The organism is Synechocystis sp. PCC 7509 (assembly GCF_000332075.2).
Classification (GTDB): domain Bacteria; phylum Cyanobacteriota; class Cyanobacteriia; order Cyanobacteriales; family Chroococcidiopsidaceae; genus Aliterella.
The window spans coordinates 1,640,974-1,655,577 of sequence record NZ_ALVU02000001.1 but is presented as its reverse complement, the minus strand read 5'-3'; the positions used below and the strand labels follow the sequence as shown (position 1 = coordinate 1,655,577).

Here is a 14,604-nt window from a genome sequence, read left to right as displayed (position 1 = left end):
CCCCTTAAAGCCAAAAATGAGTTTTGTCAACAAAGCGCAACATATTTATAATGCTTGATAATTAGCACTCAAGGCTAGAGAGTGCTAAATTGGCTAATAGAAGCGCGTGGATACATAGAATATGGCAAAAATTATTGCATTTAACGAAGAATCTCGGCGAGCGTTAGAGCGGGGCGTAAATGCCTTGGCGGATGCAGTTCGCATTACTTTAGGACCAAAAGGGCGGAATGTGCTGCTAGAAAAGAAATTTGGCGCACCGCAAATTGTCAATGATGGCATTACCGTTGCTAAAGAGATTGAATTAGAAGATCCGTTAGAAAACACGGGCGCACGGCTAATGCAAGAAGTTGCTTCAAAAACTAAAGATGTGGCTGGAGACGGGACAACGACGGCTACAGTCCTTGCTCAAGCGATGATTAAAGAAGGCTTGAAGAACGTAGCGGCGGGTGCAAATCCTGTGAGCTTGCGTCGCGGAATCGAAAAAACTATCGACAAATTGGTAGAAGTAATCGCCCAAATTGCTAAACCAGTTGAAGGAAGTGCGATCGCGCAAGTTGCTACAGTTTCGGCGGGAAACGATGAAGAAGTAGGTTTAATGATTGCTGACGCAATGGAAAAAGTGACTACCGATGGTGTAATCACTGTCGAAGAATCCAAGTCTTTAACTACAGATTTGGAAGTAGTCGAAGGAATGCAAATCGATCGCGGTTATATTTCTCCTTACTTTATTACCGACAACGAGCGGATGGTTGTAGAGTACGAAAATGCCCGGATTTTAATTGCAGACCAAAAAATTAGCAGCATTCAAGACTTAGTTCCGGTACTAGAAAAAGTAGCGCGTTCTGGTCAACCATTGCTAATTATTGCTGAAGATGTAGACGGGGAAGCCTTGGCAACTTTGGTCGTAAATAAAGCACGGGGCGTATTGAGTGCGTGTGCGATTAAATCTCCTGGATTTGGCGATCGCCGCAAAGCTTTGTTACAAGATATTGCCGTTCTCACTGGCGGACAAATGATTTCTGAGGAAGTCGGTTTAACTTTGGATGCCGTAACTTTGGAAATGATGGGAGTTGCGCGTAAACTTACCATTGACAAAGAATCAACAACTATCGTGGCTACGGGCGAATATACCGCCGAAGTTGAAAAGCGCATCGGTCAAATTCGCAGACAGTTAGAAGACACTGATTCGGAGTACGACAGCGAAAAACTCCAAGAGCGGATTGCTAAACTTGCAGGCGGTGTAGCGGTAATTAAAGTCGGTGCAGCAACAGAAACTGAACTTAAAGACCGTAAATTGCGAATTGAAGACGCTTTAAACGCTACCAAAGCGGCGGTAGAAGAAGGTATTGTTCCTGGTGGTGGTGCAACCTTAATTTATTTAAGCAAGCAAATCAATGAGATTAAAAAGAGCTTAAATGAAGAAGAAAAAATTGGCGCTGATATAGTCGGGCGCAGTTTGGAAGCTCCTTTACGTCAGATGGCAGATAATGCGGGTGTAGAAGGCTCGGTAATCGTGGAAAAAGTCCGCGAAACTGACCTAAATATTGGCTACAACGCTGCTACGGGCGTATTTGAAGACTTAATTGCTGCGGGGATTATCGATCCGGCTAAAGTCGTGCGATCGGCTCTGCAAAATGCTGGCTCTATTGCTGGGATGGTAATAACTACTGAAGCCTTAGTCGTTGAGAAGCCTGAAAAGAATGCTCCTGCGCCTGATATGGGCGGTATGGGTGGTATGGGTGGTATGGGCGGTATGGGTGGTATGGGCGGTATGGGGATGATGTAATAATCCTGTGCTACGTAGTTACAGGACTTATCGTACTGAATATCCCAATCCCCCTTAAAAAGGGGGAAAATAAAAGACTTATTTTTAGAGCAGTTTACCTTCCAAGGCAAACTGCTTTTTTTAGATAAAATATTTAATCTACGGTTTACCGGTCGGAATTTAGTTGTATTAACCTAAAAGTTCTGTTAGAATCTGCCTAAGTAGAAAATACCCAGGGCGATATGAGCGTTCAGACTGAACAAATTAAAAACACTTTGCCAGTTTATAATTGGACAAATACTAATGGAAGAATGCGAAAACAGCAGCAGCAAGAACCCATGTTCTACTATTTTGCTTATGGTTCTTGTATGTGTCCAGTGGATTTAAAACGAAGTCTCGGTGAAAAAACTCATATCTATGTTGTCGGTGCGGCGACGCTGATTGGCTACCGATTAGGTTTTTATTGCTATTCCGCTTTTCGTAACTGTGGCGTATTAGATATTATCAAAGATCCGTCAAGCTCTGTTGAAGGGGTACTTTACAAACTACCGCAACGATTGGGTTATGCTTTAGACGAGCGCGAAGGGGTGCATCACAATTGGTACAGACACGAACAAGTAGATATTGCTTGCAATGGTAAGTTGTACGAAAATGCCCGTACTTACATGGTTATAGATAAGTTAAGCGAAGAACTTGCGCCTAATGATTGGTACTTTAACGTTGTATTGCGCGGTGCTGTTACTTGCGGTTTACCAGAACAATATTGCTGGAATTTGTTTAATCATATGCACCAATTACAACAGCGTCACGGTTTAAAATCTGCTTAACTAAAGCATTTGCCGAATTGTAGCGCTAATTATATCTACAAAAAAAGTTAAACCGATAAAACAAACTAATGTAGCAACTACTCCAGGATAGTCAAAGCTGCTAAGTTGTTCGGTAAGTAAGCGCCCCAAACCTCCCGCCCCTACTAAGCCGACTATTACTGTCGCCCGAATGCAGACTTCCCACCGATAAAGGATGTAAGCAATAAATTTAGGCATAGTTTGGGGCAGAACTCCGTACAAAAATATTTGGGAATTACTAGCACCCAAAGCTTTAAGAGATTTTAAAGGGCGATCGTCTAAGTTTTCGGTAACTTCTGCCATTAGTCGCCCCAAAATTCCCATGTTATGAATACCAAGGGCGATCGCACCTGGTAAGATTCCTGGAAACAGTACAAATAAGAATATCAATGCCCAAATTGGCGCGGGAATAGCGCGAGTAAATAATAAAAAAAACCTCGCCGAAACTAAAGTTACTATTCCTCCTGGTAATCGTAAGTTGTTGGCGGCAAAGAAAGATAAAAATATCCCCCCACACCCCGCAAACGCGATCGCCAAGATCGACATAGCCAAAGTTTGACCGCAAAGCCTCAAAATCTCCCTCAGTTGGCTGTAGTCAGGGGGAAATGCCTGTTTTACAACATCAATTAATAATTCTCCGGTGCGCGGTATCCAAAGTTTACTAAAATCTGCGTCAACGTACCAAAAAGAGCAGGCGATCGCCATAACTATTCCTAAAGTCGCCCACCAAGGTACACTCTTGCTTGCCGTCGGTTTTGACATCAAATCTAACCGACTAGGTGCGCCAATTTTACACCGTACCAACGCACTAGCAAAATCTGTAACCCCACTAAGCAAAACCAAAGCAATTAATAAAGTCCACATTTCCTCGTAGCGCAAAGATTGCAAAGAAAGGAGAATTTGATAACCCAATCCCCCCGCGCCAATAATTCCTAATACCGCCGCCGCCCGAATTGAACACTCAAACCGATAAAAAGCATAGGAAATTAAATTAGTCTGTGCTTGGGGAATCAAGCTATAAATAAACGCATTAAGCGGTGAAATTCCACTATTAAGCAATGCTAAAAACGCCTGACGGGGAGTTTCGTCTAAAATCTCGGAAAATACCTTAGCTGTAATTGCGCCAAAGGGAATTGCGATCGCCAGCACCGCAACTAACGGATCTAATCCAAAGATATTTATAAAAAATAATCCCCAGATTAATTCGTGAATCGCTATAGGAATTGCTAAACCCGCTCGTATTCCTAACCAAGGTAGCCCAGATACTCCTAAAACTGACTCCCACCATACTTGAGAGCAAAATATTCCGCCAATAGTAGCGATCGCTAAACTTAAAAAAGTACCGCACACCGCGTAAGCAAACGTCTTTAATGTCGCTTCCCAAGTCAATAGCAAAAACTCCCAACTCAAATTAGGATGAATCGCTGCAACTAAAAACTGCCTTACTAAATCCCCGCCACCAGCATTTACAACGTCTCCACTAAACACTCCCGCCGTATGCAATGCCCAAATAACCGCCAGCAAGCACAGAGTAAAAACCCTCCTTCCCTGCGGTTTAGTTTGCTTGTTTATATAACCCATCAACCATCTCTAAAGTCACCAAATTAGCCGGAGAATCGAACAAAACTTCTCCGCCAGACAACCCCACAATTCTTTGATAATAATTACGGGCTACTTCCCAGTCATGCAAACTTGTAACCAACGTTTTATTTAATTGGGTGTTCAACTGACAAAGCAATTGGATAATTTCGCGGCTGCGTTCTGGATCTAAGCTCGCTATCGGTTCATCTGCTAATATCACTGCCGGATTTTGTACCAATACCCGCGCGATCGCTACTCTTTGCTGTTGTCCTCCTGACAAAACTCCGCACCTTTGGTACAACTTCTCCGCAATCCCCACCTGAGTTAAAGCGCGAGTCGCTGTAGCAACTTCTAATGGAAACACCAGCGAAAAAGCTGCTTGCCAAAACGTCCACCGCCCCAAATGCCCCGCATTTACATTATGAATTACTTGCAGGTTATCCACCAAATGTAATTGCTGGTAAATCGTCCCAATTTGCCGTTGGATTTGACGCACTGTTGCAGGCTTTAAAGCTAAATTCTTTCCCAATACCCACACTTCCCCGCTAGTTGGGCGAACTGTGCCATTAAGTAAGTTTATTAACGTACTTTTACCCGCACCGCTAGAACCTAATAAAGCGACTCTTTCCCCCGGATAAATTTTTAAGTTAATCTTTTTAATCGATGAAAAGTTACCAAACTGTTTAGTAACGTTTTTAAGTTCAAAGATGGGATTTATTGACTTATTTGCAGCGATATTATTAGTTTTTTCTATCATCTGCTCAATCTGTCGATTTCCGCGCAGAGGACATTGTCCTCTGCGCTCTACCTACTTACTTTTAGCAAGCATTTAGGTAGACAAATACAATTACTATAGTATGACATCACAAGTCAAAAAGCAATAGTTTTGCCAATTTTTTTGATTATTTTTGTTAAGCAAATAGCAACTTCTAAAACTTGACAAAAAGTTCATTTTATCTTGCCAATTTCTCTACCCACTTGTTCTATTTGAGCATAATTGGAGTTTTTAGTAGCCACAAATTTGTTAGCATCTAATAATTCGAGAATTTCTTTATGTTCGGGAACAGTTGGATCTAGTTTTAGCAAAGCATTTTGAACTTCATTTACAAAATCTGCGCCGTAGCGCTGTTTGACTTGAGGATTAATTAGCCAGTGGTAATCGTAGTAAGCAGGCGAAGTCCAAATAACGGCTACTTTACTTAAATCAACTTCTTTAGAAGCTACTCTTTTTAACCAAATTTTTTCATTTACAGCACCCACCTCATAGCTACCAGCTTCAACAAGTTTAATAGTTTTATCGTGATCGCCCGAAAAACCAGCTTCACCTTTAAAATCGCTCAGTTTAAGCCCAGCTTGTTGCAAAAAGTACTGTGGCATCAAACGCCCAGAGGTAGAAGACTCGCTCCCAAAAGTAAAAGTACGCCCTTTTAATTGCTGAAAATCGGTAGTATTTTTAAGTGGTTTTAAGCCCGTATTTTTATTAGCAATAAATACACTATGGAATTTAGCATCTATATCTCGTTGGGCGATCGCTTCAGCGCCTTGTACTTGCAACCGTGCTTGCACTCCAGTTAAACCGCCAAACCAAACTAAATCTAAATCTCCCACTTTAAAAGCAGTAACGGCGGCAGTATAATCAGTAACGGGTTTGTAGATAACATTTACGCCTAATTCTTTTTCTAAGTAAGCATTTAACTTACTATATTGGCGCTGTAATTTTTCTGGGTTTTGGTCGGGAATTGCGCCAGTAACTAAAGGTTTTATCTCAGGTTTTTCAGTTTCAGCTACGTTAGACGAACAAGCGGCAAAAGCTAGAGATAATAACAACAAAATCCCCGGAGCAATTTTTATCATAAACTTCAATAGTTGTGCGTTTAGTAGTAAATATCAACAGTATTAGATTTTACTAATAAATTGTATAAGTTATCAAGCTAAAGTTTTTATGTTTTAGCGATCGCTAATCAAAAGCAAAAGAGCTTAAACTTATCTTGATTTGAAAATAAAAATGAGATATACAGTTAAGACAAGTTCATGTTTAATTTAATCGCAACGCCAAAAACCTTATGACAACTAATTGCCCGCATATTGAGCAAATTCAAGAAGTCATACCCAGCGCTAATGGCTGTGAAGACTGTTTAAAAATAGGCGATCGCTGGGTACATTTGCGGAAATGCCTAACTTGCGGTCATGTTGGCTGTTGCGATGCTTCTAAAAACAAGCACGCAACCAAACACTTTCAAACTACTAATCATCCTATTATCCAATCTATCGAGCCGGGTGAGGATTGGAAGTGGTGTTATATCGACCAAATCCTTCTCTAAACATTAAATAATGACAACCATAATTAAGCCACCCTGCGATGAAGGCGTTATTCGTGCCGGGAAAAGCGCCGCTCCCTGTAGTCGAAATGTGAGGCGGTGGGTGCTGGCGGCAACAATTCTCGGCTCTAGCATGGCGTTAATTGATGGCACAGTAGTTAATGTGGCGCTGCCCGTGCTGCAAGAGGCGCTCAATGCTACGGTGAAAGACGTGCAGTGGATTGTAGAATCCTATGCTTTATTTTTAGCAGCTTTAATTTTAGTTGGCGGCTCTTTAGGTGACTTCTTTGGAAGGCGAAGGATCTTTGCTTATGGCGTTACTTTATTTGCTTTAGCCTCAATTTGGTGCGGTTTATCGCCTAACGTTAATCAATTGATTATGGCTAGAGCCTTGCAAGGAATCGGTGGGGCGTTACTCGTACCGGGAAGCTTGGCAATTATTAGCGCCTCTTTTAGCGGTGACGAGCGCGGGAAAGCGATCGGTACTTGGTCGGGGTTTACAGCAATTACTTCGGCGTTTGGGCCTGTTTTGGGCGGTTGGCTAGTAGAAAATACTTCTTGGCGGTGGATATTTTTTATTAACGTGCCATTAGCTGCGATCGTATTATTTATTTTATTTTGGCGCGTACCCGAAAGCCGCGACGACGAAGGAGCGAGAAGCTTGGATTGGTGGGGCGCAATTTTAGTAACTTTAGGCTTAGGGGTAATTGTATTTGGACTAATTGAAGCTTCTACTTTGGGTTTAACTGCTCCCTTGGTGCTGGGATGTTTCGTTGTAGGCTTACTTATTTTGGCGGCTTTTATATTTGTAGAGCGTAACAGCCGCACTCCCATGATGCCTTTATCGCTGTTTAAGTCTCGTACCTTTAGCGGGGCAAATTTGCTCACACTACTGCTTTACTTCGCCTTGAGCGGGGTATTTTTCTTTTTTCCTTTTAATTTAATTCAAGTGCAAGGTTACTCGGCTACGGCGGCGGGGGCTGCTTTTTTGCCATTTATTTTGTTAATGTTTGTATTGTCCCGGTGGTCTGGTTCTTTAGTTAGTCGCTACGGTGCAAAACGACCATTAATAGTTGGGCCAGCGATCGCATCAATAGGATTTATTTTATTTGCATTGCCAGGAATTATTACTAGCTATTGGACAAGTTTTTTTCCGGCGATCCTAGTTTTAGGTTTTGGGATGGCAATTAGCGTCGCACCGCTTACAACTACAGTTATGAATGCTGTGACAGTGCAGCAAGCTGGGGTGGCTTCAGGAATTAACAACGCCGTTTCCCGCACGGCGGGATTGCTGGCAATCGCCATTAGTAGTATTTTTGTCTCCAACACCTTTAACCGCAGCCTAGATCGGCGTTTGGAAGTTATAAATTTACCTCTCCAAGCGCAACAATTTCTCGCTGAAGAACGAATCAAACTTGCAGGTGCAGCAATTCCCCCCGGACTAAGTGCAGAAGTAAGCGCTCAAGTAAAAAATGCGATCGCCAATTCATTTATTGATGGATTTCGTTTAGTAATGTGGATTGCGGTAGGACTGGCGCTATCAAGTGCGATCGTTAGCTTATTAACAATTAAAGATTGTTCAAAAAGTTAGACCATTGCAAGCTAAATTACAGATAAATTAATTGGGATGCAAAGATGAGTAGTTGGTTACAACCGCCGCGCTTGCGGACTGGGGAAGAAAGCGAACAAGAACATCGTCATGCTACTTGGTTAGAACTGTTTTATGACTTGGTTTTTGTAGTTGCGGTATCCCAAGTTGCCCATAACTTATATGCAGATGTATCCATAACGGGTTTTTTAAGTTTTGGATTTTTGTTTATCCCGATTTGGTGGGCGTGGATTGGGACGACATTTTACTCTAATCGCTTTGATAGCGACGATATCGGACATCGGTTATTACTTGGCGTGCAAATGCTGGCGATCGCTGCTTTAGCTGTTAATGTGCATGATGGTCTGGGGGAGTCTTCCGCCGGATTCGCTATAGCTTATGCCGCCGGGAGAGCAGTACTGGTGCTGGAATACTTCCGCGCTGCTAAACATATTCCTCAAGCACGAGGATTAGCAACTCGTTATGGTACGGGTTTTGCGATCGCAGCTATTTTATGGTTAATATCGGTATTTATTCCTACTCCCTGGCGGTTCATTTTGTGGGGACTGGGTTTATTTGTAGATTTTGCTACACCCTTAACAGCGCCGAAAAGCTTGCATTTAGGACTATTGCCACACCCGGAACACTTACCCGAACGTTTTGGACTATTTACAATTATTGTGTTAGGCGAGGCAATAATTGCCGTAGTTGATGGAGTAGCCGAGCAAAAATGGAATGTCACCAGTGCTAGTTGTGCGGTACTTGGCTTTATTATTGCCTTTAGCTTATGGTGGATTTATTTTGAAAATGTTAGCGGTTCGGCGTTGCGTTCGGCGGGTGCGGGAGGTCAAATTGAGATTTTTCAAGTTTGGCTTTACGGTCATTTACCTCTAGTTATTGGGTTATCGGCGACGGGTGTAGGTGTTGAACATATCATCGCTACGGAGGCGGGTAACGCTTTAAGTACGCCTAATCGGTGGTTATTGTGTGGTGCGGTGGCGCTGTGTTTGCTGTCTCTTGGGTTATTGCACCGCACGGGAGTAATTTTTAAGTGCAAAGTTAGAAGCAAATATCGCTTTGGAACGGCTGCATTATTAATCATTCTTGCTATTGTAGGAGTTGGTTTGTCTCCGCTTGGGGTAGTTGGGATTGTTGCTTTTGTCTGTGCTACTCAAGTTGTGCAAGATTTGTATCAAAGCGGTCAATTGACTTTTCAATAACAATGTTAGAAGTTCATCAAGTATTACGCGATCGCTATCAACTACAAAAACTGTTAAGTCATAATTCATTACGACAAACTTGGCTGGCGGTAGATTTAGATACTCAAGAACAAGTTGTAGTTAAGTTATTGACCTTTGGGACGACGATGGATTGGACAAATGTTAAGCTATTTGAGCGAGAAGCAGAAATTCTCAAGCAGCTTAATTATCCCCAAATTCCCCAATATCGAGACTCTTTTAGGATTGACGAGCAAGATATTAAGTTTGTCCTTGTAGAAAGTTATATTTGCGGTGCTTCTTTCAAAGAGTTATTAGCACAAGGCAGAAAGTTTAGCGAACTCGAAATAGAAAATATTGCTAAAGATATTTTACAGATTCTCATTTATTTGCACGAACAAAACACCCCAATACTTCATCGAGATATCAAGCCTAGCAATCTAATTTTGGGGGAGGATACGCGAGTATATTTGGTTGATTTTGGCGCAGTACAAAACCGCGTAGCTACTGTAGGAGCGACGTTTACAGTGGTGGGGACTTATGGTTATGCGCCAATGGAACAATTTGGCGATCGCGCAATTCCAGCAACAGATTTATATGGTTTAGGTGCAACTTTAATTCATTTAATTACAGGTACAAGTCCGGCGGATTTGCCTCAAAAAGAATTACGGATTCAATTTAACAATTTTGTTAGCATTAGTCCGTTTTTAATTCAATGGTTAGAACACCTTACAGAACCCGCACCCGAACGCAGACCTAGCACCGCTCATCAAGCTTTAGAAATGCTAGAAAACAAAGCTTTTAGTATTAGTAAAAGTATTCAACCTCAAGATACTCGCATCAATTTAAAGAAGTCTTTTGATGAATTAAATATATCTATACCGCCGATAGATGCAAATATTGGTAGCTTACCTTTTTTCCTAATCTCCACAGTTTTTATTACGCCCTTTTTGGCTGTTGCATCGATGCTAACAGTAGGTTTTTTACTCAAGCCTGGAATTACTTATATTATTCCCTCTGTAATTATTTGCTCTATATTGATTCCTTTTGTTTTTATGTGGTTTCGCACCTTAGAAAGTTCTTGCGGACGAACGGAAATTAACTTAAGTAGAGAGAACTTTTTAGTTAAATTAAAACTATTTGGTTTTACTTATAATCAAAAAAAAGGATGCAACGCAGAAATTAAAAATATTTTTTCCACAACTCTAGAAAGAAATATTGAATATTCTAGGTTGGCGTTAGTTATAGAAACAAACAGCAAAAAACACTCAATTTCTCCACCTTTAACTGATGTAGAAAGACTTTGGTTAATTCAGGAGATTAAAAACTGGTTAAAAATTAGCTGATTTATACGTTGGTTTTTGCAATTGAGTTAGTTAGCAAACCATTTTATATAATAAAACTTGTATCATATTCAGTAATTAGCAGATGAAAATGCCAGATGAATGTACGAGTATTCAAGAAATCCGTACAGAAATAGATGAAATTGATCGCCAAGTTATTGCCAGCTTTGCCAAAAGATTTGCTTATGTTAAAGCTGCATCTAAATTTAAAACGGATGCAACTAGCGTTAAAGCTAAAGAAAGATTTGTAGCAATGTTACAACAAAGACGTATATGGGCGCAAGAGGAAGGTTTGAATCCAGATGTAATTGAAAAACTTTATCAAGATTTAGTTGCTTACTTTATTGAAGAAGAATTAAATCATTGGCAATCTAACCAATAAATATTATTTATATTTAACTAAGTTCCAAAGCCTCCACCTCCAGGAGTTTCTATGACAAAAACATCATCTTTTTTCATTTCTACCGTAGCTGTATTACTAAAATTTTCTACAATTCCATCCTGACGTTCAACATAGTTTTTTCCTAACTTCCCAGCTTCTCCACCTTGCAAACCAAAAGGAGGAATAACCCGACGATTTGATAAAATTCCCGCCGTCATTTCTTCCCGAAAACGCAAGCGACGAATAACACCGTTACCGCCTTTGTGATGTCCTTTTCCACCGCTACCAAGACGGATTTTAAAACTTTCTAAAACTACAGGAAAGCGCCATTCTAAAACTTCTGGATCGGTAAGACGTGAATTTGTCATGTGAGTTTGCACCGCGTCTGTACCATCAAAATTTGCTCCCGCACCCGAACCCCCACAAATAGTTTCGTAATATTGATAATTGGCATTACCAAAAGTAAAATTATTCATGGTACTTTGAGAAGCTGCTAAAACTCCTAAAGCGCCATATAAAGCATCAGTAATTGCTTGAGAAGTTTCTACATTTCCGGCAACAACCGCCGCCGGATAACGCGGATTTAACATACAACCATCAGGAATAATAATTTCTAAAGGCTTAAGACAACCAGCATTTAGGGGAATAGCATCATTTACTAAAGTCCGAAACACATACAAAACTGCTGCTTTGCATACCGCCGAAGGTGCATTAAAATTACTTTCTAATTGCGGAGAAGTACCCGTAAAATTTATTTTAGCATTGCGGCTAGATTTATTAATAGTAACTGCTACCTTGATAACGCTACCATTATCAAGTTCGTAGCTAAAGTAACCATCATTTAAAACCTCAATTACTCGACGTACAGATTCTTCGGCATTATCTTGAACATAACCCATATATGCCTGTACAGTTTCAATTCCGTATTTTTCTACTATCTGATTTAATTCTTGTACACCACGTTTATTTGCAGCAATTTGAGAATTTAAGTCAGCGATGTTTTTGGCAGGATTTCGCGCTGGATAATCGTTATTAGCAAGAGTTTCTAATAATTCTTTTTCTCTAAAAATACCCTCACTTACCAACAGAAAATTATCAATTAATACCCCTTCCTCGTTTACAGTTTTGCTATTAGGAGGCATAGAACCCGGCGTAATTCCGCCAATATCAGCATGATGTCCCCTTGATGCAACATAAAAAAGTATTTTTTCACCCTCAAATACAGGAGTAATCACCGTAATATCGGGAAGATGCGTACCGCCATTGTAGGGGTTGTTAGAAGCGTACACATCCCCCGGTTTAATCGCTTCACCTCTTGCGGAAATCAAAGCGCGGACACTTTCACTCATTGAACCCAAATGTACGGGTATATGCGGCGCATTAGCCACCAGTTGCCCTTTTTGGTCAAAAATAGCACAAGAAAAATCTAATCTTTCCTTGATATTTACAGAACTACTGGTATTTTGTAGCGTAATTCCCATTTGTTCTGCGATCGCACTAAACAAATTATTAAATATTTCCAACATTACCGGATCTACGGACGTAATGGTAACAATTTGCTTGTTTAAGGTTTCTTGTTTAGACAAAATTAGATAATTGCGATCGCTAACTTCCACCCGCCAACCTGGTTCAATAACGTTTGTCCCCGTAGCATCTACCACAATCGCCGCGCCATCAATACTTGTCCCCTGCAAGTTTTCTCGCTGATAAACTGGCGTATCTCGCCAAGTATCAGCCATATAAGTTTTAACCGTAGCAACAGGCACTATACTTTTATTAACTCTACGTGAAATTACGCTTTCTTTCGGTACGTCTTGCTTGCAAACTAATTCCACTTCCACCGCTTCCACAATCAGCGCTTTATCCACCACAAACCCATAACGCTGACGATGCAACTTTTCAAAGTTTTCTCGCATTTCCTCCACCAAGCCAAACTTTACTACTAAAGGCGAATCTGTCCCCTCGTAGCGTAAATGTACCCGCCGCAAAATCTCTCCTTTTCCTTGAGTTTGCGTCTCTAACTCTTTTAAAATCTCCTCTAAATTCAACTCCTGGGTTAACTTAGCTTCTACCGCGCGTTCTTTCACTTCCCGCACATCTGCTAAACCCATCCCATAAGCCGACAATACCCCCGCATAAGGATGAATAAATACTTGTTTCATTCCCAAAGCATCCGCAATTAAGCAAGCGTGTTGACCTCCCGCACCGCCAAAACAACACAAAGTATATTCCGACACATCGTGACCGCGCTGCAAAGAGATTTTTTTTATCGCACTTGCCATTTTTTCCACTGCGATCGCCAAAAAACCCGCCGCCACCTGTTCGGGTGTCCGATTATCGCCAATTTTCGCTACCAATTCCCTAAACTTGCGCTCTACAACCTCGGTATTTAAAGGCAAATCTCCATTTATCCCAAACACTTGCGGAAAAAACTGGGGTTGCAACTTACCTACCATCACATTGCAATCTGTCACCGTTAACGCTCCACCTTTGGCATAAGCCGCCGGGCCAGGGTTTGCTCCTGCCGATTCTGGACCTACGCGATAACGCGCACCGTCAAAGTATAAAATAGAGCCACCACCCGCCGCGACAGTATGAATTGCCATCATGGGCGATCGCATTCTTACCCCAGCAACTTCTGTTTCATTAGTTCTTTCATATTCGCCGTTGTAATGAGCGACATCGGTAGAAGTTCCCCCCATATCAAAACTAATAATTTTATTAAAACCCGCCTGCAAACTTGTTTCTACAGCCCCCACAATTCCCCCCGCAGGCCCTGACAAAATACTATCTTTTCCCTGAAAACTTTGGGCATCAACTAACCCGCCATTGGACTGCATAAACTGCAAAGGTACAGAGCCAATTTGACTAGATATTTGCTCTACATACCGATGCAAAATTGGTGACAAATAAGCATCAACAACCGTCGTATCTCCCCGGCTGATTAACTTCATCAAAGGGCTAATTTTGTGCGATACTGATATTTGGACAAATCCAATGTCAAATGCTATGTTGCTAATATTTTGCTCATTTTTCGGATAGCGGTAGCCGTGCATCAAAACAATCGCACAAGCACGAATCCCACTATCATAAGCAGCCTGCAATTGCGGGATTAAAGCTTGAGTGTTTAAAGTTATTAATTCTTCCCCCTGAGCGCTGTAACGCTCCTCAACCTCAATTACCTGCTCGTATAGCATCTCAGGTAAAACAATGTGCCGCGCAAAGATATCTGGGCGGTTTTGGTAGCCAATTTTCAACGCATCCCCAAAGCCTTTAGTGATAATCAGTAAAGTGCGATCGCCTTTGCGTTCTAATAAAGCATTAGTTGCTACCGTTGTCCCCATTTTTACCACCGCAATCTGCTCACCTGGAATTGGTACATTAGTTGCAATACCCATAATTTCCCGTATACCCTGAATTGGCGCATCGGTATAGAAGTCGGGATTTTCTGACAGTAGCTTATGAATTACTAATTGTCCGTCGGGACGTTGCGCCACAATATCAGTAAACGTGCCACCTCTATCAATCCAAAATTGCCAGTTGCGATCGCTATTCATAAGTTAAG

General features: G+C 41.4%; 11 protein-coding genes. 7 read left to right on the top strand and 4 right to left on the bottom strand.

Annotated features, from left to right (window positions below; translation table 11 throughout):
• Positions 1-121: 121 nt before the first annotated feature.
• The gene (gene groL, locus SYN7509_RS0208470; RefSeq protein ID WP_009632953.1) at positions 122-1,786 is read left to right on the top strand and encodes a chaperonin GroEL; all 1,665 of its coding nucleotides are present in this window, start codon (positions 122-124) and stop codon (positions 1,784-1,786) included.
• Between the two features lie 221 nt (positions 1,787-2,007).
• Positions 2,008-2,592 carry a gamma-glutamylcyclotransferase gene (locus SYN7509_RS0208465; protein ID WP_009632952.1) on the top strand — a complete coding sequence of 195 codons (585 nt, stop codon included), beginning with the start codon at positions 2,008-2,010 and terminating at the stop codon, positions 2,590-2,592.
• Here the strand turns inward: SYN7509_RS0208465 and SYN7509_RS0208460 are convergent, their stop codons facing one another.
• From SYN7509_RS0208460 to SYN7509_RS0208450, 3 genes are all read right to left on the bottom strand, one after another.
• Complete coding sequence (locus SYN7509_RS0208460) at positions 2,593-4,191, bottom strand: PhnE/PtxC family ABC transporter permease (RefSeq protein ID WP_009632951.1); 1,599 nt, start codon at positions 4,189-4,191, stop codon at positions 2,593-2,595.
• Positions 4,166-4,948 carry a phosphonate ABC transporter ATP-binding protein gene (locus SYN7509_RS0208455; protein WP_009632950.1) on the bottom strand — a complete coding sequence of 261 codons (783 nt, stop codon included), beginning with the start codon at positions 4,946-4,948 and terminating at the stop codon, positions 4,166-4,168. The genes SYN7509_RS0208460 and SYN7509_RS0208455 overlap by 26 nt, the downstream gene beginning before the upstream one ends.
• A 191-nt stretch (positions 4,949-5,139) precedes the next feature.
• On the bottom strand, positions 5,140-6,045 hold the full coding sequence (locus tag SYN7509_RS0208450; protein WP_009632949.1) for a putative selenate ABC transporter substrate-binding protein: 906 nt from the start codon (positions 6,043-6,045) through the stop codon (positions 5,140-5,142).
• A gap of 209 nt (positions 6,046-6,254) precedes the next feature.
• On the opposite strand from SYN7509_RS0208450, the gene SYN7509_RS0208445 reads away from it, so the two are divergent.
• The 5 genes from SYN7509_RS0208445 to SYN7509_RS0208425 all read left to right on the top strand — a co-directional run bounded on the left by SYN7509_RS0208445 (position 6,255) and on the right by SYN7509_RS0208425 (position 11,039).
• Positions 6,255-6,512 (top strand): ubiquitin carboxyl-terminal hydrolase 14, encoded by a 258-nt coding sequence (locus SYN7509_RS0208445; RefSeq protein WP_009632948.1) that lies wholly within the window; start codon positions 6,255-6,257, stop codon positions 6,510-6,512.
• 10 nt (positions 6,513-6,522) lie between these two features.
• A complete protein-coding gene (locus SYN7509_RS0208440; protein WP_009632946.1) occupies positions 6,523-8,100 on the top strand; it encodes an MFS transporter in 1,578 nt (525 codons plus the stop codon).
• A gap of 44 nt (positions 8,101-8,144) precedes the next feature.
• Positions 8,145-9,317 (top strand): low temperature requirement protein A, encoded by a 1,173-nt coding sequence (locus SYN7509_RS0208435; protein ID WP_009632945.1) that lies wholly within the window; start codon positions 8,145-8,147, stop codon positions 9,315-9,317.
• A 2-nt stretch (positions 9,318-9,319) separates the two neighbouring features.
• Complete coding sequence (locus SYN7509_RS0208430; RefSeq protein ID WP_009632944.1) at positions 9,320-10,660, top strand: serine/threonine protein kinase; 1,341 nt, start codon at positions 9,320-9,322, stop codon at positions 10,658-10,660.
• 88 nt (positions 10,661-10,748) lie between these two features.
• Positions 10,749-11,039 carry an isochorismate lyase gene (locus tag SYN7509_RS0208425; RefSeq protein ID WP_009632943.1) on the top strand — a complete coding sequence of 97 codons (291 nt, stop codon included), beginning with the start codon at positions 10,749-10,751 and terminating at the stop codon, positions 11,037-11,039.
• 17 nt (positions 11,040-11,056) lie between these two features.
• Here the strand turns inward: SYN7509_RS0208425 and SYN7509_RS0208420 are convergent, their stop codons facing one another.
• Positions 11,057-14,596, bottom strand: coding sequence for a hydantoinase B/oxoprolinase family protein (locus SYN7509_RS0208420; RefSeq protein WP_028954190.1), 3,540 nt, complete (start codon positions 14,594-14,596; stop codon positions 11,057-11,059).
• Between the last annotated feature and the right edge of the window lie 8 nt (positions 14,597-14,604).

Excerpts from the sequence above, each read along its gene's own strand:
- groL (WP_009632953.1), top strand. The coding sequence starts at position 122 with ATGGCAAAAATTATTGCATTTAACGAAGAATCTCGGCGAGCGTTAGAG.
- SYN7509_RS0208465 (WP_009632952.1), top strand. The coding sequence starts at position 2,008 with ATGAGCGTTCAGACTGAACAAATTAAAAACACTTTGCCAGTTTATAAT.
- SYN7509_RS0208460 (WP_009632951.1), bottom strand. The coding sequence starts at position 4,191 with ATGGGTTATATAAACAAGCAAACTAAACCGCAGGGAAGGAGGGTTTTT.
- SYN7509_RS0208455 (WP_009632950.1), bottom strand. The coding sequence starts at position 4,948 with ATGATAGAAAAAACTAATAATATCGCTGCAAATAAGTCAATAAATCCC.
- SYN7509_RS0208450 (WP_009632949.1), bottom strand. The coding sequence starts at position 6,045 with ATGATAAAAATTGCTCCGGGGATTTTGTTGTTATTATCTCTAGCTTTT.
- SYN7509_RS0208445 (WP_009632948.1), top strand. The coding sequence starts at position 6,255 with ATGACAACTAATTGCCCGCATATTGAGCAAATTCAAGAAGTCATACCC.
- SYN7509_RS0208440 (WP_009632946.1), top strand. The coding sequence starts at position 6,523 with ATGACAACCATAATTAAGCCACCCTGCGATGAAGGCGTTATTCGTGCC.
- SYN7509_RS0208435 (WP_009632945.1), top strand. The coding sequence starts at position 8,145 with ATGAGTAGTTGGTTACAACCGCCGCGCTTGCGGACTGGGGAAGAAAGC.
- SYN7509_RS0208430 (WP_009632944.1), top strand. The coding sequence starts at position 9,320 with ATGTTAGAAGTTCATCAAGTATTACGCGATCGCTATCAACTACAAAAA.
- SYN7509_RS0208425 (WP_009632943.1), top strand. The coding sequence starts at position 10,749 with ATGCCAGATGAATGTACGAGTATTCAAGAAATCCGTACAGAAATAGAT.
- SYN7509_RS0208420 (WP_028954190.1), bottom strand. The coding sequence starts at position 14,596 with ATGAATAGCGATCGCAACTGGCAATTTTGGATTGATAGAGGTGGCACG.